Origin of the sequence: Arthrobacter sp. TS-15 (assembly GCF_006964045.1) — a bacterium.
Taxonomy (GTDB): Bacteria; Actinomycetota; Actinomycetes; order Actinomycetales; family Micrococcaceae; genus Arthrobacter.
The window spans coordinates 1-21,223 of the sequence record NZ_SDXQ01000004.1; the positions used below are offsets into that span (position 1 = coordinate 1).

16 protein-coding genes and 2 tRNA genes are annotated in these 21,223 nt (G+C 62.5%); 14 read left to right on the forward strand and 4 right to left on the reverse strand.

The genetic code is table 11. From position 1 onward, the window contains the following. Positions 1-253: 253 nt before the first annotated feature. Positions 254-341, forward strand: a tRNA-Ser gene (locus EU811_RS00605). Positions 342-379: 38 nt separating this feature from the next. Here EU811_RS00605 and EU811_RS00610 read toward each other — a convergent pair. Together EU811_RS00610 and EU811_RS00615 are read right to left on the reverse strand one after the other, a co-directional pair. Next, positions 380-1,810: an MFS transporter gene (locus EU811_RS00610; RefSeq protein WP_142936596.1), complete on the reverse strand. Its 1,431-nt coding sequence runs from the start codon at positions 1,808-1,810 to the stop codon at positions 380-382. A gap of 129 nt (positions 1,811-1,939) precedes the next feature. Next, positions 1,940-4,105 (reverse strand): RecQ family ATP-dependent DNA helicase, encoded by a 2,166-nt coding sequence (locus EU811_RS00615; protein WP_142936597.1) that lies wholly within the window; start codon positions 4,103-4,105, stop codon positions 1,940-1,942. 125 nt (positions 4,106-4,230) lie between these two features. Here EU811_RS00615 and EU811_RS00620 point away from each other — a divergent pair, with 125 nt between their 5' ends. The 4 genes from EU811_RS00620 (at position 4,231) to EU811_RS00635 (ending at position 7,935) form a co-directional block, all read left to right on the forward strand. After that, entirely contained in the window at positions 4,231-5,649 is a 1,419-nt protein-coding gene (locus EU811_RS00620) for a phosphomannomutase/phosphoglucomutase (protein ID WP_142936598.1), read from the forward strand. An 8-nt stretch (positions 5,650-5,657) separates the two neighbouring features. Further along, positions 5,658-6,113: a hypothetical protein gene (locus EU811_RS00625; protein WP_142936599.1), complete on the forward strand. Its 456-nt coding sequence runs from the start codon at positions 5,658-5,660 to the stop codon at positions 6,111-6,113. Between the two features lie 22 nt (positions 6,114-6,135). Then, the gene (locus tag EU811_RS00630; protein ID WP_142936600.1) at positions 6,136-6,606 is read left to right on the forward strand and encodes an RrF2 family transcriptional regulator; all 471 of its coding nucleotides are present in this window, start codon (positions 6,136-6,138) and stop codon (positions 6,604-6,606) included. Positions 6,607-6,777: 171 nt separating this feature from the next. After that, positions 6,778-7,935, forward strand: coding sequence for a globin domain-containing protein (locus EU811_RS00635; protein WP_142936601.1), 1,158 nt, complete (start codon positions 6,778-6,780; stop codon positions 7,933-7,935). Between the two features lie 138 nt (positions 7,936-8,073). On the opposite strand, the gene EU811_RS00640 is transcribed toward EU811_RS00635, so the two are convergent. After that, entirely contained in the window at positions 8,074-9,900 is a 1,827-nt protein-coding gene (locus EU811_RS00640; protein ID WP_142936602.1) for a phosphoenolpyruvate carboxykinase (GTP), read from the reverse strand. 284 nt (positions 9,901-10,184) lie between these two features. Here EU811_RS00640 and EU811_RS00645 point away from each other — a divergent pair. Then, positions 10,185-10,258, forward strand: a tRNA-Arg gene (locus EU811_RS00645). A 144-nt stretch (positions 10,259-10,402) separates the two neighbouring features. Here the strand turns inward: EU811_RS00645 and EU811_RS00650 are convergent. Next, positions 10,403-11,131, reverse strand: coding sequence for a FadR/GntR family transcriptional regulator (locus EU811_RS00650; RefSeq protein WP_142936603.1), 729 nt, complete (start codon positions 11,129-11,131; stop codon positions 10,403-10,405). Between the two features lie 273 nt (positions 11,132-11,404). On the opposite strand from EU811_RS00650, the gene EU811_RS00655 reads away from it, so the two are divergent. From EU811_RS00655 to EU811_RS00690, 8 genes are all read left to right on the forward strand, one after another. Further along, positions 11,405-13,042, forward strand: a complete 1,638-nt coding sequence (locus tag EU811_RS00655; protein WP_142936604.1) for an ABC transporter substrate-binding protein — start codon at positions 11,405-11,407, stop codon at positions 13,040-13,042. A gap of 93 nt (positions 13,043-13,135) precedes the next feature. Then, positions 13,136-14,092, forward strand: a complete 957-nt coding sequence (locus EU811_RS00660) for an ABC transporter permease (protein WP_165450133.1) — start codon at positions 13,136-13,138, stop codon at positions 14,090-14,092. Between the two features lie 3 nt (positions 14,093-14,095). Then, positions 14,096-16,216 carry a dipeptide/oligopeptide/nickel ABC transporter permease/ATP-binding protein gene (locus EU811_RS00665; RefSeq protein WP_142936605.1) on the forward strand — a complete coding sequence of 707 codons (2,121 nt, stop codon included), beginning with the start codon at positions 14,096-14,098 and terminating at the stop codon, positions 16,214-16,216. After that, entirely contained in the window at positions 16,213-17,019 is an 807-nt protein-coding gene (locus EU811_RS00670) for an ATP-binding cassette domain-containing protein (protein ID WP_142936606.1), read from the forward strand. Before EU811_RS00665 ends, EU811_RS00670 begins: the two co-directional genes overlap by 4 nt. A gap of 37 nt (positions 17,020-17,056) precedes the next feature. Beyond that, on the forward strand, positions 17,057-17,974 hold the full coding sequence (locus tag EU811_RS00675) for a dihydrodipicolinate synthase family protein (protein WP_142936607.1): 918 nt from the start codon (positions 17,057-17,059) through the stop codon (positions 17,972-17,974). Positions 17,975-17,992: 18 nt separating this feature from the next. Further along, complete coding sequence (locus EU811_RS00680; RefSeq protein WP_142936657.1) at positions 17,993-18,970, forward strand: ROK family protein; 978 nt, start codon at positions 17,993-17,995, stop codon at positions 18,968-18,970. A gap of 22 nt (positions 18,971-18,992) precedes the next feature. Then, entirely contained in the window at positions 18,993-19,679 is a 687-nt protein-coding gene (locus EU811_RS00685; protein ID WP_142936608.1) for an N-acetylmannosamine-6-phosphate 2-epimerase, read from the forward strand. Between the two features lie 71 nt (positions 19,680-19,750). Next, a complete protein-coding gene (locus tag EU811_RS00690) occupies positions 19,751-21,208 on the forward strand; it encodes a dihydrolipoyl dehydrogenase family protein (protein ID WP_142936609.1) in 1,458 nt (485 codons plus the stop codon). Positions 21,209-21,223 lie beyond the last annotated feature (15 nt).

The following is a 21,223-nucleotide window of genomic DNA, read 5'->3' on the forward strand; positions in this document are numbered from 1 at the left end:
TTCATTAGCAGTGAAGCCCATTCGGCCGCTCTGGCACGTCTCCCTTTGCTATTGCTAGCCCACCAAGGATACGCAGAACGAGCCGTTCAGCGCAAAACGTCCCGGCCAAGCCGTCCATTTCGATGGTTCCCTGCCAGACATGCCGTGCGCGCGGCACTCTCAGCAGGGAACCATCGAAATGGACGGCTTGGCCGGGACGTTTTGCGCTGAACGGCTCGTTCTGCGTATCCTTGGTGGGCTAGCAATAGCAAAGGGAGACGTGCCAGAGCGGCCGAATGGGCTTCACTGCTAATGAAGTGTGGGGCACAACTCCACCGGGGGTTCAAATCCCCCCGTCTCCGCGAATTGGTCCCGGTTTTCGAACCGGGACCTTTTGCGTTTAATTGCGCTTTGCTCCGCCGCTGACCTCGGCCCCGGCGTGACGATGGAGGGTCAGGCTGTCCACTGTGCTGATCAGCATCAGGACCGCCATGGCAATGAACGCCCCCTTGTAGGCCGCCACGTGATCGGCCCCGAACACATGCGTGGTCTCGAAAAGGCGCAGGAACAGGGCACCCACCGCGATGCCTGCTGCCGCCGCCAACTGAACGAGCGTTGCGGAGATGGCATTGGCTGAGGGCAACTGACCGGGGACGATGTCCGCGTACTGCACCGAAGCGTAGGCGGAGAAGCCGATGGAGCGGAACGCACCGCTGAACAGCAGCAGCGTGAATATCAACGGCTCGGGTGTTTGGGCATCCAGGAAGGCGCACAACGCGAAGGTCACCGCGGAGGCGAAGGATGCGAAAACGAGTACTGGTTTGAACCCGAAGCGCCTGATCAGAGGCGTGGTGGCCGGTTTGATCCCGATGTTGCCCACGAAAACCGCCGCCACCATCACCCCTGCCTTCAGCGGGTCCCAGCCAAATCCGTCCTGGAACATCAGGGGCAACAAGAACGGGACCGAACTGATGGTCAGCCGGTAGATAAACCCACCCGTGGAGGTAGCCCTGAAAGTCCTGGTGCCAAAGACGCTGAGGTTGAACAGGGGAACGCTGGCTTTCCTCATCCACCAGACTGCCCCCGCCAAGGACAACACCCCAGCGGCGACCACCACCACAGCAAGCACATTGGACGCGTGCCCTCCCAAGGTCTCCAGCCCCACCACCAGGGCGCCCACGCCAAGTGTGGTGAGGAGAAGCCCGAACCAGTCGAGGCGGCGCTTGGCGTCAAACGTTGTTCGCGGCACCAACCTGAGTGCTGCAAGGAAGGCGGCAAGGCCCAAAGGGACATTGATGATGAAGATCCAGTGCCATGACAGGAACGTGGTCAGTGCGCCGCCCACCATCGGTGCCAGGACCGGAGCCAGCAGGCCAGGCCAAACCAGATATGCGGTGGCGCGGAGGAGCTCCGATTTGGGGGTGCCCCTCAGGACCACCAGAGTTCCCACGGGAACCATCATGGCTCCGCCCATGCCCTGGGCAACGCGGCTAAGAGTCAGCATGGTCAAGTCCGAGCTGATGGCGCAGAGCAAGGAGGCAACGGTGAATACCGATATCGCCAGACAGAAGATCCTGCGGGCGCCGAACCGCTCGGCAAGCCAACTGCTCAAAGGGATGCCCATGGCCACGGTCACTAAATAGGCGGTCATGGTGATGTTGATGTCCGCTGGCGCCACCCTGAAGTCCGAGGCGATGCTGGGGATAGCAGTGGTAAGGATGGTGCCGTCGAGGAACTCCATGAAGAACGTTGCCGCAACCAACAGGGCCAGGCGCGGCCGCCAGCTGGTTTCGTTTGCCGCTCCGACGTCGGTGTTGGGTTTTGTGCTCATGGCTCCGGTCCAAGATCTGGCTGGTGACCTGCGACGGGGAAGCAGGCGTGTTTGCTCGATCCTATAGACGCAGAGTGGGAGCGATCACAACATGACGTAGTTCTACAGGTGGGGCGAGCCCTAGCTGTACTAGCCCGCCTGAGCCAGCGCCAGCGGGAGCACGGCGCTCACGCCGGCTTGCCGCAAGGCACGGGCGGATACGGTCATGGTCCAGCGGCTGTCAACGATGTCGTCTACCAGCAACACGGGCTGCCCTCCCGTACCAGCCAACGCCTGGGCGAGTTCGGGACCCACAACGAGGCGGTCCCACACACCGGCCAACCTGTAGGCGCTGTTGCCGCCACGCGCACCGGTTGGGCCTCCGTGGTGCGGTTGCAACTGGCCCAGGTAAGGCATCCGTCCTATCCCGGCAATTCCCTGTGCCAAGGACTCAACCAGCAGGGGCTTGCTCCTGGACGGGATGCTGACCACCGCCGCGGGCCGCCCGACGCCGCTCCACGGAGTTCCGCCTTCGGCGCCCGACCACTCACGCAGGACGTGGACGCAGGCCTGCAGCATGGCAGGATCCACGGCGCGGTCCGGAGCCCCAGCGGCGAACAACTCCCTCAACGCACCGCCCCAACCAAGGTCGGTAAGCCTGGCAAGGATCCGCCCCTCGGAGACGCTCTCATCCGGCTTGATCTTTCCTTTGACCGCCACGCCCAGCCGGTCCATTCCGCTGGGCCATTGAAGGCGAGGCTCAACGGCTATGCCCGCGCGCCGAAGAGTTTGACCCGCTGCATCGGCCGCCGAAGCCGCCACATCCACGGGGAACCAACGCCCGGCGCAGTTGTCGCAGCGGCCGCAAGCGGCAGCTGTTTCGTCATCCAGGACGGAGGTGATGAACTCCATGCGGCAGCCGGCTGTGTCCTGGTAGATCACCATGGAATCCTGCTCGTCCACCCGGGCCTCGGCGATACGCGCATAGCGCTCGGCGTCGTAGTTCCACGGCATGCCGGTGGATCGCCAACCACCCCCAACACGTTCCACGGCGCCATCAACCGCCAGGACTTTGAGGAGCAACTCCAATGGTGTTCGGCGGAGGTCTACACGGGCTTCCAGGGCGACCGTGGAAAGGGCGGACCCGGCCTCCCCCAGTACGCTCAGCACGGCGCCGGCTTTCTCGGCCGACGGCATGGACGCTGTAGCGAAATACTGCCAGATTTCGCGGTCTTCGGACCCCGGCAGTAGCAGGACATCCGCGTTGGCTGCGCCACGGCCTGCGCGGCCCACCTGTTGGTAATAGGCAACCGGAGAAGACGGAGCACCCAGGTGGATCACGAAACCCAGATCAGGTTTGTCGAAGCCCATGCCCAGTGCTGAAGTGGCCACGAGGGCTTTCACTTGGTTGTCCTTGAGCAGTTGCTCGGCGCGCTCCCGGTCTGAGGGGTCCGTTCGTCCCGTGTAGGACAGGACGTTGTGTCCGGCCTCCGCAAGGAGCCGCGCAGTGTCCTCTGCTGCCGAGACAGTGAGCGTGTAGATAATGCCGCTTCCGGGCATGTCGGCAAGATGTGTCAGGAGCCATCCGAGACGGTCCCGGGAGTCGGGCAGCGTCAGGACACCGAGTCGCAGTGATTCGCGGCCCAGCGCGCCACGGATGGTAAGCACCCCCGCACCCAACTGTTCCTCGATGTCATGAACCACCCTGGAATTGGCAGTGGCCGTGGTGGCCAGGACTGGAACAGAGTCCGGCAATTGGGCAATGAGGTCCGCAATGCGCCGGTAATCAGGGCGGAAGTCGTGTCCCCAGTCCGAAATGCAGTGAGCCTCGTCAATCACCAGGAGGCCGGTCCGACGGATGAGCTCCGGTAGCTGGTTCTCCCTGAACGAAGGGTTGGTGAGCCGTTCCGGGGAGACAAGTAGGACATCTACCTCGTCCGCGGCCAGCTGGGCCAGCACCGTATCCCATTCCAGGGCGTTCGCGGAGTTGATGGCGACGGCCCGGACCCCGGCCCGGGCTGCAGCGGCCACTTGGTCGCGCATCAGGGCAAGCAAGGGCGAGACAATGAGCGTTGGTCCTGCACCGCGCCGACGCAGCAGCAATGACGCCACGAAGTAAACGGCTGACTTACCCCAACCGGTGCGCTGAACCACCAGAGCCCGGCGGCCCGCGTCCACCAAGGCCTCGATGGCTTCATACTGTCCGTCATGGAACTGCGCTTCGGGGTGGCCCACCAGCTCACGAAGGCACGCCAGCGCCTGCTGATGAGTAGGGGATTGCACGGAAACGGCAGCGATTGGAGAGTTGTTGGCCATCAACCAAGTATTCCAGCCGACCCTGACAGCCAGAACCCGGTTGCCCTGCTATGTGGACAAACACTATCCACAGGTCCCGTGTGCAGGTTCAACCCGAACTGCGTTGCCACAGTAGGATTGAGCCCGTGACTAGCGAGCAGAACAAGACATTCGACCTCTCGGCTTCCTTCAAGGCGTACGACGTCCGGGGCATCGTGGGGGAAACCATCACGGCTGAAATCGTCGAGGCCGTCGGCGCTGCCTTCATCGACGTCCTGGGCTTGGAAGGTGAAACGGTACTGGTTGGCGGCGACATGCGCCCCTCCTCCCCTGAGTTCAGCCAAGCCTTTGCCAATGGTGCCGCCACGCGTGGCGCGAACGTTCAGTTGCTGGACCTCATCTCAACCGACGAGCTCTACTACGCTTGCGGGGCCTTGAACGCTGCCGGCGCAACGTTTACCGCCAGTCACAACCCCGCCGCGTACAACGGGATCAAGATGTCCAAGGCCGGTGCCCAGCCCATCTCTTCAGAGAGCGGGCTCAAGGAAATTCAGACCCTTGCTGAGCAGTACCTGAATACCGGCATTATCCCCGCGGCAGCCACCCGCGGCGAGATCGGCGTCCACGACGTCCTGAAGGACTACTCCGAGTACCTGCGGAAGCTCGTTGACCTTTCCGGATCCCGTCCCTTGAAGATCGTGGTGGATGCTGGCAACGGCATGGCCGGCCTTACCACCCCGGCAGTACTCGGCGACAAACTCCTCCCGGCGCTGCCCTTCGAAATCGTTCCCCTGTACTTTGAACTCGATGGCTCGTTCCCGAACCACCCGGCCAACCCCTTGGAGCCGGAAAACCTGCGCGACCTGCAGGCCGCTGTCGTCAAGCACGGCGCGGATATCGGCCTCGCGTTCGACGGCGACGCGGACCGCTGCTTTGTCATTGACGAGAAGGGCGAGCCCGTTTCTCCGTCTGCGATCACCGGCATGGTGGCACGCCGTGAGATCGCCCGCGCACAGGCTGCGGGTGAGGAGACTCCGGTGATCATCCACAACCTCCTCACCTCCAAAGCCGTGCCCGAGCTCGTGGCCAAGGATGGAGGCCGTGCCGTGCGGACCCGCGTTGGACACTCCTTCATCAAGGCTGTCATGGCCGAGGAAGGCGCCGTGTTCGGCGGGGAGCACTCCGCACACTTCTACTTCCGGGATTTCTGGAACGCTGACACCGGCATGCTTGCCGCCATGCACGTCCTCGCCGCCTTGGGTGAGCAAGACGGTCCGCTCTCGGAGCTCGGCCGCCAATACGAGCCCTACGTCTCTTCCGGTGAGATCAACTCCGAGATCGAGGACAAGGCCGGCGCAGTCGAACGTGTTCGCATCGACTTCCAAACCGAAGACATCGACATCGACCACATGGACGGCAGCACGTTCACAGCCAAGGACGGCAGCTGGTGGTTCAACCTCCGCCCGTCCAACACGGAGCCCTTCCTGCGCCTGAATGCAGAAGCCAAGGATCAGGCAACCATGGAAAAGATCCGCGACCGCGTCCTGGCTCTGGTCCGGGCCTAGGCACCAGCATGAGCGAACAGCCCACCAGCGCAGCCGGCGACGACGAGTCGGTCCAGGACCGCGAACTCCGCGAGACGCTGGGCACAGCATTAGGCACAGCACAGGAGCACATCCAGCAGAACGGTGGTTTCTTTCCGTTCGGCGTCACGCTGTCGAATGACGACGAGCTACGGCTAGTGATGATCGCCCCCGGCGAGCCGGACGAAAACGGCGACGTGGATGCCGGTCAGATGTTGGCCGACATCCAGGGATTGCTGCGCCAGGGCCGTGACGAATTCAAGGCCGTGGCTGTTGTGAGTGACGTCAACCTGCCGGATCATGGATCTGATGGCATTCATGGTGCAGCCGAGCACAGGGACGGGGAAGTCCGTGCGGCAATAATTCCGTACGTTCCCACAGTGGACGGTTTTGCTTTTAGCGCCATGGAGCCAGATACCCACGAACCATCCATTTGGGTGGACTAGACCTTACCCGTGAGCTGATCCCATGAAAATCAACGCCTTCGCAGATGTCAGCCTTCGCGCCATCATGGTGTTGGCCGCGGCCCCTGAGGGCACACTGCTGACCACCCAAGCGGTGGCCGATGCCGTGGGAACGCCGTACAACCATGTCAGCAAGGCTATGGTTCGCTTGCGTGCACTGGGTTATATCGACGTTGAACGGGGCCGGTTGGGCGGCTCCCGGCTCAATGAGTCGGGGCGGAGGGCCACAGTCGGCGAAGTCCTTCGGCATTTGGACAGCCGGCAGGATCCGGCGGAGTGCCAATCCCCCACCAAGAATTGCCCGCTTATCAATGAGTGCGGCCTGCGGCATGCGATGAACCGGGCCAGGGAAGCGTTCTACACGGAGCTGGATTCCGTGGTCATTGCTTCCCTCCCCCATGCTCGCCAGATGATCCCGGTGTTCCAGTCCATCGGATTGCGCCCGGAGTTCAGGACACCGGCGACGCAACCGTAGCTGGTAACGGGGCTAGTAAGCCCCTTTCCCGTAGGTCCCGCTTCGGCCTGCCCGAGCGGAAAGAATCCAGTTTGCACAACTCTTCTACGCAGTGTAGAACTTGAGATATAAATATACGCATTACAAATACCTATATACCCTCGGGTTACCGGCCCCTACACCAGGAGAACCATGCTCTCGGAAAAGTCCCGCCCCATCATCGAAGCTACTTTGCCCTTGGTCGGCTCACGGATTGGCACGATCACCGTCGATTTCTACAATCGGCTCTTTGCAGCACACCCCGAATTGCTCGATGGACTCTTCAGCCGATCCAACCAGCGCTCAGGAGATCAGCAGCGGGCACTCGCCGGAAGCATCGCGGCCTTCGCGACCCACCTCATCAATAACCCGGACACACTCCCCGAAAAGGTACTTTCCCGGATTGCCCACAAGCATGCATCCTTGGGGATCACGGAGGATCAGTACGGAGTGGTCTACGAGCACCTCTTCGCAGCCATCGCCGCGGACTTGTCCGAGGTCATCACTCCGGAAATTGCGGAAGCATGGACAGAGGTCTACTGGCTCATGGCAGATGCCCTGATCAAGCTTGAAAAGGATCTCTACGCCGCTCAGGCCAATGACAAAATGTGGATGCCCTGGCGCGTGACCAGCAAGGAGCCTGCGGGCACGGATGCCATGACATTCACCCTGGAACCGGCCGACCAAACTCCGGTGACGGCGGCAAAACCTGGTCAGTACGTCAGCGTCAAGGTCCAGCTTCCCGACGGCCTCCGCCAAGTGCGCCAATATTCACTGTCCGGTGACACGGGCACCCGCAGGGTCTTCACCACTAAGCTGAACGACGGCGGTGAGGTATCCACCGCCCTGCACACCGGCGTCGAACCTGGCGACGTCCTTGAGATCTCCAACCCATACGGCGAAATCACCCTTAAAGAAGGAGATAGCCCGGTCATTCTGGCATCGGCGGGCATTGGCTGCACCCCCACGGCGTCAATCCTGCGGGCTCTCGCGCAAACAGGCACCGACCGGCAGGTCCTGGTCCTTCATGCTGAGAAAACTATGGAGAACTGGGCACTCAGCGGCCAGATGAAGGCTGACGCCGCCACCATCAACGCTGATCTGAAACTCTGGCTCGAAACACCGCACGCCTCGGCCGCCCAGGGTTTCATGTCACTTCGCGAAGTGGACATGCCCGCCGATGCTTCGCTTTATCTTTGCGGACCGCTCCCCTTCATGAAGAAGATCCGCGACGAAGCGATCGACGCCGGGATTCCGGCCACACGCATTCATTACGAAGTGTTCGGTCCGGACGTTTGGCTCGCCAGCTAAGCCACACGGCCTAAGCCCCAGCACGGCTTTGGCTGACAGCACGGCTTCCCTGACAGCACGACGGCGGCCCGCCACCTTTCATACGAAAGGTGACGGGCCGTCGTCGTTCACTTAAGAACGCCGTTGTTCCTAAGAGGTCTAGCCCAGACGGGTCTTGAGACCGTCCAGCTCGGACTGGAGCGCCGCCGGGAGGGATTCGCCGAAGTTAGCGAACCATTCCTCGATGGACGCCAGTTCGGTTGCCCACTCTTCGGGGTCGACGCGAACGGCAGACTCGACCTCAGCCGGGGTCATGTCCAGGCCCTCAAGATCGATGGATTCGCCGGTCGGCACGAAGCCGATGGGGGTCTCCACGGCGTCGGCCTTACCTTCGAGGCGCTCGATGGCCCACTTGAGCACACGGGCGTTGTCTCCGAAGCCAGGCCAGGCGAAGCCGCCTTCAGCCGTGCGACGGAACCAGTTGACCAGGAAGATCTTGGGCAGCCGCTCCGGGTTAGCCTTGGCAGACAGGTTCACCCAGTGGTTCAGGTAGTCACCTGCGTCGTAGCCGATGAACGGCAGCATGGCCATGGGGTCGCGGCGGACCACACCAACGGCACCCGCGGCAGCAGCCGTGGTTTCGGAGGACAGGGTGGATCCCATGAAAATGCCGTTGGACCAGTTGCGGGCCTCGGTGACCAGCGGAATGGTGGTCTTGCGGCGGCCGCCGAACAGGATCGCGGACAGCTCCACGCCTTCGGGGCTGAAGTACTCTTCGGCCAGCATGTCGATCTGGTCAATCGGCGTGCAGAATCGGGAGTTCGGGTGGGCGGCAGGCTTGTCCGAGTCCGGAGTCCAGGACTCACCGCGCCAGTCGGTCAGGTGTGCCGGAGTTTCCTCGGTCATACCTTCCCACCAGACGCCACCGTCGTCAGTCAGGGCCACGTTGGTGAAGATGCTGTTGCCCTTGGCGATGGCACGCATGGCGTTGGGGTTGGTGCCCCAGCCAGTGCCGGGAGCGACGCCGAACAGGCCGGCCTCGGGGTTGACGGCGCGGAGCTCACCTTCCTTGCCGAAGCGCATCCAGGTGATGTCGTCACCCAGGGTCTCAACCTTCCAGCCCTTGATGGTGGGGTCGAGCAACGCGAGGTTGGTCTTGCCACAAGCGGACGGGAAGGCAGCGGAGATGTAGTAGGTCTTCTGCTCCGGGGAGGTCAGCTTGAGGATGAGCATGTGCTCGGCCAGCCAGCCTTCGTCGCGGGCCATCACCGAGGCGATGCGCAGCGCGTAGCACTTCTTACCCAGCAGGGCGTTTCCGCCGTAGCCCGATCCGAAGGACCAGATGGAGCGCTCTTCCGGGAAGTGCACAATCCACTTGTCGGTGTTGCACGGCCATGCAACGTCTTCCTGGCCGGCTTCCAGCGGGGCGCCCAGTGAGTGGAGGGCAGGCACGAAGAAAGCGTCGGTCTGCGTGATGCGATCCAGGACGTCCGTACCGATTCGGGCCATGATGCGCATGGAGGCAACAACGTAGGCGGAGTCGGTGATCTCGACGCCAAACTTTGGGTCCTCGGCATCCAGGTGGCCCATGACGAACGGAATGACGTACATGGTGCGGCCGCGCATGGAGCCGGCGAACAGTCCGCGCAGCTTCTGCTTCATTTCGGCCGGGGCCATCCAGTTGTTGGTGAAGCCTGCATCGCGCTCGTTCTCGGAGCAGATGAAGGTTTGCTCTTCCACACGGGCAACGTCAGCGGGGTCGGAGAACGCCGCGAAGGAATTCGGGAACGTTTCCGGGTTCAGACGCTTCAGCGTGCCGGCCTCGACCAGCTCGTCGGTGAGCTTCTTGTTTTCTGCTTCGCTGCCATCAACCCAGTGGATGCGGTCCGGCTGAGTCAGCTCGGCAACTTCCTCAACCCAGGCCAGAAGGCGTGCATGCGTAGTAGGTGCCTTCTCAAGCAGCGGCAGTCGCGCCAGATCGCCCATTGCGGTTCCCTTCCTCGGGTTCAGTGGTGTGTCCTAAACGATAGGGGCCGCGGACCAGACCAATCCGCTGTCAGACATCGGACATCCACAGAGGCGTAGGGCGAAAACCGCTAGAAATCAGGGTTTGAGGATCGAGAAGGCTAGAATTAAGTGACGAAGGTCACCTAGACCGGTCTAGTTGCGCAGATTACAGCTTTTCGATTTGGAACTTCACATGAACTTCTGTAAAGTTTATTGAGGTTCGAGGGGGTCAGAGAAACAGACCGCCGAGAATCACACGAAATGCGCCCATAGCTCAGCTGGATAGAGCGTCTGTCTACGGAACAGAAGGTCAGGGGTTCGAATCCCTTTGGGCGCACAGATGAAGACCCGCACCGGTTCGCCGGTGCGGGTCTTTTTTTATGCCCGGCTGACCTCAGTAAGCGGCCGCTGACCCGAACGCAGAAACAGCAAGGGCCGCCGTCGTACTNNAGTACGACGGCGGCCCTTGCGGTTAAGTCCGTTAGTCGCCCACCGCTTCACTGATGCGGCGACGGATGCCATCGAAGTGGCGATTGAGCAGTTCGGACGCCGAGACTTTGTCCCCGGCTGCGACCGCGGCGTAGATGCTGCGGTGCATGGCGGCAGTTTTCGCCAGGTCCTCATTGCCCGGTCCGATCTCCACGTGGATCTTCCGGTACACCTTCCAGAAGACGCCCATCAGGTTGATCAGGAGTTCGTTGTTCAGGGGTTCGAAGAGCCGGCGGTGGAACTCAGCGTCCGCGGCAACAAAATTCTCGCCGGCGGCAGCGAGTTCTTCCATCTGCTTCACGGCTTCTTCAATGGAGGCGAGCTGCTCTTTGGTCATGACATCCATGGATGAGCCAATCAGCCCGGATTCCAGGGCTTGGCGCACGTCCACCAGTTGCAGGGCTTCAAGGCCTTGATGGCGGAGTGAAAGGCGCCCCCGGAAGGTCAGTCCGTCGGCCAAGGCATCGAAGTTACTCGGTGCTACGAACATGCCGAAGCCATGACGGATTTCAATGACACCAAGCGCCTGGAGAACTTTGAGGGATTCGCGGAGCGTATTACGCCCTACGCCGAGTGCTCCGGAAAGCTCGCTCTCCGTGGGCAATGGATCGCCCGCCTCGAGCTCACGCTCAAGGATCAATTCCATAATGTCCGACTGCAAAGCACGCAGCCGGGCCTGTGCACTGAACCGCGCTTGCGGAACTACACCGGAAGTTGTCATGGCGCTCTCCTTGCCAATGCGCCACCCTATGAGAAGGCGGTGCGGTGTTAATATTGAGGCGAGCTTAGTGCCCACCGCAGAATGACTTACTCGCAGCATACAATATCGGATGTCCCACCTCCCCGATAGCTGTTGCTACCGAATTCCTCCCTGAGAATTCCCTTCCGCACCGGCCGCAGCCGGAAATCCCCCACTTGACGTTCCGTTGTGACCGCCCTTACAGTTTCCATACGAGCATCGGACGTCCTACATCCGATAACCCACGAAACGCGAATGGTGAGGCACCCTATGAGCAAGACGATCCACAGCCTGCCGCTGGTCAATGACGCCAGCCGCCGGAACTTCCTGAAGCTAAGCGGCGCAGTTGGTGCAGCAGCCGCCTTCACGGCAACCCTTTCTGCGTGCGGCGGCGCTGCCAGCACCACCACGGGCACCACCACCAACACGGCTGCGGTCAACAAGGACCTCATCATCGAGGCAGGCATTTCCTACGCACTCTCCACGGGTTTTGACCCGCTGAGCTCCTCCGGCGCCACCCCTATGGCCGCCAACCTGCACATCTTCGAAGGCCTCATCGAACTGCACCCCGCCACGCGTCAGCCGTACAACGCTTTGGCTGCCGCAGACCCCAAGAAGGTCAACGACACCACCTACCAGGTGACCATTCGCGAGGGTGCCAAGTTCCATGATGGCTCCCCCGTCACCACCGAGGACGTCGCTTTCTCCTTCACCCGCGTGATGGATCCGGCCAACAAGTCCCTGTTCTCCCAGTTCATTCCCTTCATCCAGGACGTCAAGCCGCTGGACGAGAAGACGGTTGAGTTCACTCTGAAGTACGCCTTCCCCGGCTTCGGGCCCCGCATCTCGGTAGTCAAGATTGTGCCCAAGGCGCTGGCCACCGACCTGAAAGCCTTCGATGCCAAGCCAGTGGGCTCCGGCCCCTACAAGCTCGTTTCGGCGGTCAAGGACGACAAGATCGTGTTCGAAGCATTCGCTGATTACAACGGCCCCAAGCCGGCATTGGCCAAGGGGATGAACTGGTTGTTGCTCTCCGATGCCGCCGCCCGTGTCACCGCTGTGCAGTCCGGACGCGTCCAGGCGATCGAAGACGTGCCCTACCTGGATGTTGACGGGCTGAAATCCAAGATCAAGGTGGAGTCCGTCCAGTCCTTCGGCCTGCTGTTCCTCATGTTCAACTGCGCCAAGGCACCGTTCGACAACAAGCTGGTCCGTCAGGCCCTGCACTACGGCATGGACAAGGAAGCCATCATTAAGAAGGCCCTGTTCGGCAACGCCAAGGCTGCCACGTCCTACTTCCAGGAAGGCCATCCGGATTACGTCAAAGCCAAGAACGTCTACGGCTTCGATACGTCCAAGGCTGAGGAACTCCTGAAGCAGGCCGGCGTCACCAGTCTCGAATTCGAACTCCTCACAACGGACACCGCCTGGGTGAAGGATGTTGCGCCGCTGATCCTCGAATCCTGGAACAAGATCCCTGGAGTCAAGGTCACCGTCAAGAGCCTCCAGTCCGGCGCTTTGTACAGCGACCGCGTTGGCAAGGGTGATTTCTCCGTGGTCGCAGCTCCCGGCGATCCCTCCGTTTTCGGTAACGACGCGGACCTCCTCTTGAGCTGGTTCTACTCGGGTGCAACATGGATGGACAAGCGCGCCTTCTGGACCACGCCGGAGCGTACCAAGCTGCAGGAGCTCATGAACAAGGGCTCGCAGGCTTCAGGTGAGGAAGCCAAGAAGATCGTGAGTGAAATCGTGGACATGGTTTCGGACGAAGTTCCCCTGTACCCGGTCTTCCACCGCCAATTGCCCAGCGCATGGGATGAAAAGAAGCTCAACGGCTTCCAGCCCCTGCCCACCACTGGCTTGTCCTTCGTCGACGTCGGACGCACAGCCTAAGCAACCCTTCGCGTTGTGAGGCCCGCTCTGCAGGGTTTAACCCCCAAAAACCCTGCAGAGCGGGCCTAACAACCAGATCAACCGGAGAATACATTGGTCACCATATTGCGTTTGCTAGGCCGCAGACTTGCAGCATTGCCATTGATGATCCTGGGCATTACGTTGCTCGTCTTCCTCGTCCTGCAGGCCGCTCCCGGCGATCAGGCAAGCTCCGCCCTCGGCGATGGCGCCAGCGAAGAAGCCAAGCAGCAGTACCGCCAGGACAATGGCCTGAACGACCCCCTGGTCCTGCAGTACTTCCGATTCCTCGGCAAGCTCCTGCAGTTCGACCTCGGGGTCACCACACCACCGGCCAAGTCGGTGGCGTCCATGATCGCCTCGGCGTTCCCTCTGACCCTTCAACTCACCTTCCTTGGCGTCCTCATTGCGATCGTGCTCTCCCTGGCCTTCGGCATCATGGGCGCCCTGTACCGCGACAAATGGCAGGACCAGCTGGTCCGCGTCTTCTCCATCGCCGCGATTGCTACGCCGTCATTCTGGCTCGGCATCCTGCTCATCCAGTGGTTCGCTCTGGGCGAGAACCCGATGTTCCCCTCAGGCGGAATTGCGACGCCGGAATCCGGCTTTGGCGGTTGGCTCAACTCGATGGCCCTCCCGGCACTCGCCCTCGGCATCCCGGTCTCAGCGTCCCTGATCCGCGTGGTCCGCACCTCGATGGTTGAAGAGCTGGACCGCGACTACGTCCGCACCGCCATCGGCAACGGTGTCCCTTACCGCGAGGTGGTCTCCAAGAACGTCCTCCGCAACGCGCTCGTCACCCCGGTGACCGTGCTGGGACTCCGCGTGGGCTACTTGCTGGGTGGCGCCGTCGTGATTGAAATGATTTTCGCCCTGCCCGGCATGGGCCAACTGATCCTCAACGGCATCACCAACCTGGACGTCAACCTTGTCCAGGGCGTGGTGCTCACCATCTCGGTCACCTTTGTTCTGGTGAACATTGTGGTGGACCTCCTTTACCTGCTCATCAACCCCCGAATCAGGACGGTATAGCTCATGCGCAGCAAGCTCGCAGAACGGCTAAGTGCCCCGGGCATTCGTTTCAAGGCCCTGCCCTGGGGCTCCCGTATCGCCCTGGTCTTCCTCATGGTGATTGTCCTGGCAGCGATCTTCGCGCCGGTCATCGCTCCGCACGATCCTCTGGAGACCTTCATCCCGGCCACGCCGCCCGGCGCCGAACACTTCTTTGGCACCGACCGCCTGGGCCGTGACATCTTCTCCCGGCTCCTGTTCGGCGCGCAGTCGTCGCTGATGATCGGACTCGGCGCGGTTGCCCTGGCCATCCTTGCCGGCGCACTCCTGGGTTCCTTCGCGGCCACCTCCAGCAAGTCCGTGAACGAGATCATCATGCGGCTCATGGACATCCTCATGGCATTCCCCGGCATCGCCCTGGCAGCCGTGCTGTTGGCAGCGTTCGGCAACTCGGTGCCCACCATCATCATCGCGATCGCCATTATCTATACGCCGCAGCTGGCCCGCGTGGTCCGCGCCAACGTCCTGGCCCAGTACGGCGAAGACTACGTCCGTGCCGAGCGTGTGATCGGTGCAGGCCGCTTCTACATCCTGGTCAAGCACATCGTCCGCAACACTGCCGCTCCCGTGCTGGTGTTCGCCACGGTCATGGTGGCCGACGCCATCATCCTCGAAGCCTCGCTGTCCTTCCTGGGCGCCGGCGTGCAGGACCCCGCTCCTTCCTGGGGCAACGTGATCTCCTACGGCCGCAACCTGGTCCTGTCCGGCGGCTGGTGGGCCACTACCTTCGCCGGCCTCACCATCCTCTTGACCGTGCTGTCACTGAACATCCTGGCCGAGGGCCTCACCGACGCCATGGTGAATCCGAAGCTCCGCCGCGCACCGGTAGTAAAGGACGACGACGGATCCTCCGCGGCCGTTGCTGTCGATGCCGAGGTTGCCACCTCCGTCGCCCAGCCCTCTGTGGTTGAGGCACACGAGCTCGACGGCGTCATGGCGGCTTCCGCTGACGGCGTCACTTCCGGGGCCAGCTCCTCAGCCGTGCTCACCGACGTGAAGCTGGCCGCCGCCAACCCGCACCTCCTGCTGGATCGCGAACTGGAACTTCTGGCATCCATCGAAGCGAAGCGCACCGACCGCCTCCCGCAGGTTTCTCCCGAGGCCCGCAACGTGCTGGAAGTGAAGAACCTGTCCATCCGCTTCCCGGGCCGCTTCGGCGACATCGCGATCGTGGACAACGTCTCCTTCACGGTCCGCGAAGGCGAGACCATGGGCCTGGTAGGCGAGTCCGGCTGTGGCAAGTCCATCACCTCCCTGGCCGTGATGGGACTGCTGCCCAAGACCGCCCAGGTCACCGGTTCCATCATGTTCGACGGCAAGGAACTCCTGGATCCGGCCACCAGTCACAGCAATCCCAAAGCCTACGAGGGCCTCCGCGGCGAACAGATCGCCATGGTCTACCAGGACGCCCTGAGCTCCCTGAATCCGTCCATGAAAATCAAGGACCAGCTGGAACAGCTCACTAAGCGCAACGGCCGCAAGACACCCGCGGAACTGCTTGAAATGGTGAAACTGGATCCCGTCCGGACGTTGGCAAGCTACCCGCATGAGCTCTCCGGCGGCCAGCGCCAACGCGTGCTGATCGCCATGGCCCTCTCCCGCTCACCGAAGATCGTTGTTGCCGACGAGCCCACCACCGCCCTTGACGTCACCGTTCAGAAGCAGGTTGTGGACCTGCTCAACGAACTGCGCGAACAACTCGGCTTTGCCATGGTGTTCGTCAGCCACGACCTCGCCCTGGTGGCTTCCCTCGCCCACCGCATCACGGTGATGTACGCCGGCCAGGTGGTGGAATCCGCACAGGCTTCCGAGCTTCTGCAGAATCCCAAGCACGAGTACACCCGTGGCCTGCTCGGCGCGGTGCTCTCCATTGAGGCCGACGCTGTCCGCCTCCACCAGATCCCCGGCACTGTTCCGTCCCCGCGGGATTTCGCCACGGGCGACCGCTTCGCGGCCCGCTCACTGCGACCCGACGCCGATCCCCACCAGAAGCTGGTCCTCACCGCTGTTTCTTCCGTTGACTCAATCAACGGCGGCGATGCCGACCACTACTGGGCGAGCCATCTGAAGGAGGATGCGAAATGAGTGAATCAACCGGCAAGCCCGTCATCGAGCTCAAGGACGTCAAGGTCTACCACCATGCACGGACCGGTGGCCTGTTCCGTCCAAACATCGTCAAAGCTGTTGACGGCGTGGACTTCACCATCAGCCGCGGCGAAACCGTGGGCATCGTGGGTGAGTCCGGCTGCGGCAAGTCCACGCTTGCTTCGGTCCTCGTGGGACTTCAGCCGCCGACGTCGGGCAAGGTTTTGTTCCACGGAAAGCCGGCCATCAAGCGGAACGCGGCCATGCGCAAGCAGTTTGGCCGCTCCGTCTCCGTGGTCTTCCAGGACCCGGCGACGGCACTGAACCCCCGCATGACCATCCAGGACATCCTCACTGATCCCCTTCAGATTCATGGGATCGGCAACGCTGCTTCCCGCGCCGCCAAGGTCAAGGAACTCTTGGCCCTGGTTGGCTTGCCGCAATCGGCAGCCGAAGTGACGCCGTCGCAGGTTTCCGGCGGCCAGCGCCAGCGCGTGGCGATCGCCCGCGCGTTGGCTTTGGACCCGGACATCATCGTGGCCGACGAGCCGACGTCGGCGCTGGACGTCTCCGTCCGTGCGCAGGTCCTGAACCTTCTGTCCGACCTGAAAACCCAGCTGAACCTGGGCATGGTGTTCATCTCGCACGACATCCAGACCGTCCGCTATGTCTCGGACCGTATCTGCGTCATGTACTTCGGCAAGATCGTCGAACAAGGCTCAGCCGCGCAGGTCTTCGACAACCCGAGCAACGACTACACCAAGAAGCTGCTGGGCGCCGCGCCCAGCCTGCTTCACATCTAGTTTTTCCCCTCACAAGCTACAAACAACGGAGAATTCTGTGTCCACTCAGTTCCAGGGCGTCATCCCCCCGGTCATCACCCCCCGCCACGCAGACGGCAGCATCGACACCGCGTCGCTGAAAAACGTCACCAAGCACCTGATCGACGGCGGTGTGTCCGGCCTCTTCGTCCTGGGCTCCTCCGGCGAAGTCCCCTACCTCACCAACGATGAGCGTGAGCTGGTGGTCTCCACCATCGCCGACGCCAACGCCGGAGCAGTCCCGCTGATCGTGGGCGCCAACGAGCAGACCACCCACCGCGTGATCGAGGAAGCCCGCAAGGTGGTTGACCTCGGCGCTGACGCGATCGTGGTCACGTCCATGTACTACGCCATCGGCAACGCCGCGGAGACCGAAACGCACTTCCGCAGCATCCACGCCGCCATCGAGAAGCCCATCTTCGCCTACGACGTTCCGGTCCGCACGCACTTCAAACTGCCCACCGACCTTTTGGTCCGCCTCGGCCGCGACGGCGTCATTGCCGGTGTCAAGGACTCCTCGGGCGACGACGTATCCTTCCGCCAACTGCTCCTCGCCGCCAACGACATCCCCAACTTCGACATCTTCACCGGTCACGAGGTTGTGGTGGACGGTGCGCTCCTGGGCGGCGCGCAGGGTGTTGTTCCCGGCCTCGGCAATGTGGATCCGGCCGGGTACCGCCGCCTGTTCGACGCCGCACAGGCCGGCGACTGGACCGGCGCGGCCCGCGAGCAGGACCGCCTGGCCGACGTCTTCGAGATCGTCTACACCCCCAACGGACGCGTGTCCGGCGGAGCCGCTGGTCTGGGTGCGTTCAAGACCGCGCTGCAGGTGATGGGCGTGATCGAGTCCAACACCATGAGCTCGCCGATGCTGTCCTTGAACGATTCCGAGACTGCCGCGATCCGTTCGATTCTGGAACGCAACGGGCTGGTCTAGGTTTCAATGCCCACCTCCATGCCCCACGTGATCGGCGTTGACCTCGGCGGCACCAAGACCGCTGCCGGGGTTGTCTCCTCTTCTGGCGAGGTGTTGATGTTGGAGACCATTCCGACGTTGAACCGGGCCGGTGGCGAAGCGATCCTCGATGCCACCGCTGCGCTGATCACGGGTTTGGTGGAGCGCGCTGCCGACGCCGGAATGTCAGTTTCCGGCGTCGGCGTCGGCTCCGCTGGGGTCATTGACGCTGTTGCTGGGACCGTGGTGTCTGCGACCGACGCGATTCTTGGCTGGGCCGGGACTTCGCTAGTTTCGGGGCTTTCATCCCGTCTTTCGCTTCCAGCCACCTCCGTGCGGGCCGTCAATGACGTTCACGCCCATGCCCTCGGTGAAGCCTGGCTGGGCGCCGCCGCCGGATCCTCAAGTTCGCTCATGGTGGCGTTCGGAACCGGCGTGGGCGGGAGCTTCGTGCTGGATGGTTCGCCTGTTCTAGGGCACCGCTTTGTGGGCGGGCATGTGGGGCACTTCGCCTCGCCTTTGGCGGTTTCCGACGGTCTTCCGGTGCCTTGTGTTTGCGGTTCGGCCGGGCACGTCGAGGCCATAGCCTCAGGGCCCGCGATTTATGAGTCGTACCTGCGGTTTGGCGGTTCTTCCAGTGAGGTTTTGGACACTCGTGGCGTGTTCGCTCTTGCCGCTTCAGCTCACGACGGCGGTGCTGGCGCTACCACCGCTGGTGACCGCACCGCCGCCTTGCGCGCCATCGATATCGGCGCTTCCGCCGCTGGCCAGGCCGTAGGCGGGCTCATCAACATCCTCGACCCCGAAACCGTGGTGATTTCCGGTGGGCTGGCCGATGCCGGCGAGCTCTGGTGGAAGCCCATGGAAACGGCGCTACGCAAAGAACTGCTGACACCACTGGTTTCTGTGCCCGTTGTTCGGGCACGCCTCGGCAACACCGCTGCCATTGTTGGCGCCGCGAAACTCGTTCTTCAGTAGTCCGTAAATAAAGGCAGACACCATGATTCTCACCCCCAAAAACCTCGAAGCCCTCCGTTCCCAGCTCATCGTCTCCTGCCAGGCCTACCCCGGCGAGCCCATGCGCGATCCCCGCACCACGGGCCAAGTAGCGGCATCCGCCGTCATCGGAGGCGCTGCGGCGATCCGCGTCCAAGGGTTGGCCGACGTGCAGTTCACGCGCGCCGCCGTCGAGGTTCCTGTTATTGGTCTTTGGAAAGACGGCCATGACGGCGTTTTCATCACCCCCACCCTTCGCCATGCCTTGGCCGTTGCCAATGCGGGGGCTCATGTGGTGGCGATCGATGGAACGCGGCGTGAACGTCCGGACGGCTTGTCCTTTTCCGCCACTGTTGCCGGTATCCATGCAGAATCCCATGCCCTGGTGATGGCCGATTGTGGTTCGTTCGATGACGCAGTGGCGGCGGTCGAAGCGGGTGCGGACCTCATTGGCACCACGTTGTCCGGCTACACCGGCGAGCGCGCCAAGACTGACGGTCCGGACTTGGAGCTTCTGGAGCAGATCGCGTCTGCGGACTTGGGCAAGCCACTCATCGCGGAGGGCCGCATTCATACCCCGGCCCACGCCCGCCAAGCCCTCGACGCGGGTGCCTTTGCCGTGGTTGTTGGTACCGCGATCACCCACCCGGCGTCGATTACGGGCTGGTTCAAGGGCGCGATGCACGCGTAGCCCTGCAAACCCCACGCTAACCCTGCAGAACGGGCCTCACAACGCGCAGGGAGCGGTTGTAGGCTTTCCCCATGACTGCCGAGAGCTCCCGGGAATTCGATGTAATCGTGATCGGCGCGGGCGCCGTTGGAGAAAACGTGGCGGACCGTGTGGTCCGTGGCGGGCTGACGGCGGTGATCATCGAGAGCGAGCTAGTGGGCGGAGAGTGTTCCTACTGGGCTTGCATCCCTTCCAAGGCGCTCCTCCGTCCGGGTAACGTGCTCCACGCCGCCCAAGTGGTGCCCGGAGCCAAAGAGGCGATCACTGGAACCGTGGATGCCGGGGCTGCCCTTAAGCACAGGGACTGGTTCACCAATAATTGGCAGGACGGCAGCCAGGTTGAATGGTTGGACAGCGCCGGGATCGAGTTGATCCGTGGCAGGGGCCGAATTACTGGTCCCCGCGAGGTTCAGGTGGATGGACTCGATGGCAACAGTTACGCGCTCAAAGCCCACCATGCCGTGGTGGTCGCAACGGGGTCAACTCCCACCATCCCGGACATTGACGGCCTGAGCGACGTACCTTTCTGGACTACCCGCGGCGCCACGGCGGCCAAGGAAGCCCCAAAGCGCTTTGTGGTCCTGGGTGGTGGTGTGGCAGGGGTGGAGATGGCGCAGGCGTTCGCGCGCCTCGGCTCGGACGTCACCCTCATCGCCCGCGGTCGACTACTGAGCAGCTATCCGGAGGAAGCCGCCAACCTGGTGCTGGCCGGGCTTCGCGCCGACGGGGTGGCTGTTCATGTCCACACCGACGTGGAGAAAACGGAGGAGAACGACGACGGCTCCGTGACAGTCAGGTTCGACGGCAAGTCGCTCACGGCCGATAAAGTCCTGGTTGCCTCCGGGCGGCACCCCGCCCTGGCCAATCTGGGCCTGGAAAATGTTGGCGTTGAAGCACAGGACAGCAAACCCCTTCGACTCACAACGGATGCCAGCGGCTTGGTGGAAGGCCCTGCCAGCGATGGCACCAGCGGACTGTGGCTTTACGCCGCCGGGGACGCGGCCGGCAAGGTGCTCCTGACCCATCAGGGTAAATATGAGGCGCGTGCAACCGGTGACGCAATCGTCGCAAGGGCTAACGGCAAACTCGTCGGGGCACCCAAACCGTGGAGCCCGTGGGCCCACACGGCAAACGATCACGCTGTTCCGAGCGTGGTGTTTACAGATCCTGAGGTTGCCTCGGTTGGCCCGAGCCTGGAGCAGGCCCTGCTGCAGGGCAAGAATGTCACGGGCGTGGAACTCCCCATCAACGTTTCCGGCTCGCAGTTGCACTCCCCCGACTACAAAGGCTGGGCCCAGATAGTGGTTGATGAGGACAGGAAGGTCATCCTGGGAGCTACTTTCGTGGGTCCTGGCGTTGCGGAACTCCTTCATTCCGCAACCATTGCGATCGTGGGCGAGGTGCCTTTGGACCGGCTGTGGCATGCCGTTCCTTCCTACCCCACCATCAGCGAGGTTTGGCTGCGGCTCCTGGAAAAGTACGGGCTCTAAATCTCTATTTGAACT

Bases quoted from the DNA above. Each gene is read 5' to 3' on its own strand.
- EU811_RS00630 (WP_142936600.1), top strand. From the start codon at position 6,136: ATGAAAATCAACGCCTTCGCAGATGTCAGCCTTCGCGCCATCATGGTG.
- EU811_RS00650 (WP_142936603.1), bottom strand. From the start codon at position 11,131: ATGACAACTTCCGGTGTAGTTCCGCAAGCGCGGTTCAGTGCACAGGCC.
- EU811_RS00680 (WP_142936657.1), top strand. From the start codon at position 17,993: ATGCCCCACGTGATCGGCGTTGACCTCGGCGGCACCAAGACCGCTGCC.
- EU811_RS00640 (WP_142936602.1), bottom strand. From the start codon at position 9,900: ATGGGCGATCTGGCGCGACTGCCGCTGCTTGAGAAGGCACCTACTACG.
- EU811_RS00610 (WP_142936596.1), bottom strand. From the start codon at position 1,810: ATGAGCACAAAACCCAACACCGACGTCGGAGCGGCAAACGAAACCAGC.
- EU811_RS00685 (WP_142936608.1), top strand. From the start codon at position 18,993: ATGATTCTCACCCCCAAAAACCTCGAAGCCCTCCGTTCCCAGCTCATC.
- EU811_RS00655 (WP_142936604.1), top strand. From the start codon at position 11,405: ATGGTGAGGCACCCTATGAGCAAGACGATCCACAGCCTGCCGCTGGTC.
- EU811_RS00615 (WP_142936597.1), bottom strand. From the start codon at position 4,105: ATGGCCAACAACTCTCCAATCGCTGCCGTTTCCGTGCAATCCCCTACT.
- EU811_RS00670 (WP_142936606.1), top strand. From the start codon at position 16,213: ATGAGTGAATCAACCGGCAAGCCCGTCATCGAGCTCAAGGACGTCAAG.
- EU811_RS00690 (WP_142936609.1), top strand. From the start codon at position 19,751: ATGACTGCCGAGAGCTCCCGGGAATTCGATGTAATCGTGATCGGCGCG.
- EU811_RS00625 (WP_142936599.1), top strand. From the start codon at position 5,658: ATGAGCGAACAGCCCACCAGCGCAGCCGGCGACGACGAGTCGGTCCAG.
- EU811_RS00635 (WP_142936601.1), top strand. From the start codon at position 6,778: ATGCTCTCGGAAAAGTCCCGCCCCATCATCGAAGCTACTTTGCCCTTG.
- EU811_RS00665 (WP_142936605.1), top strand. From the start codon at position 14,096: ATGCGCAGCAAGCTCGCAGAACGGCTAAGTGCCCCGGGCATTCGTTTC.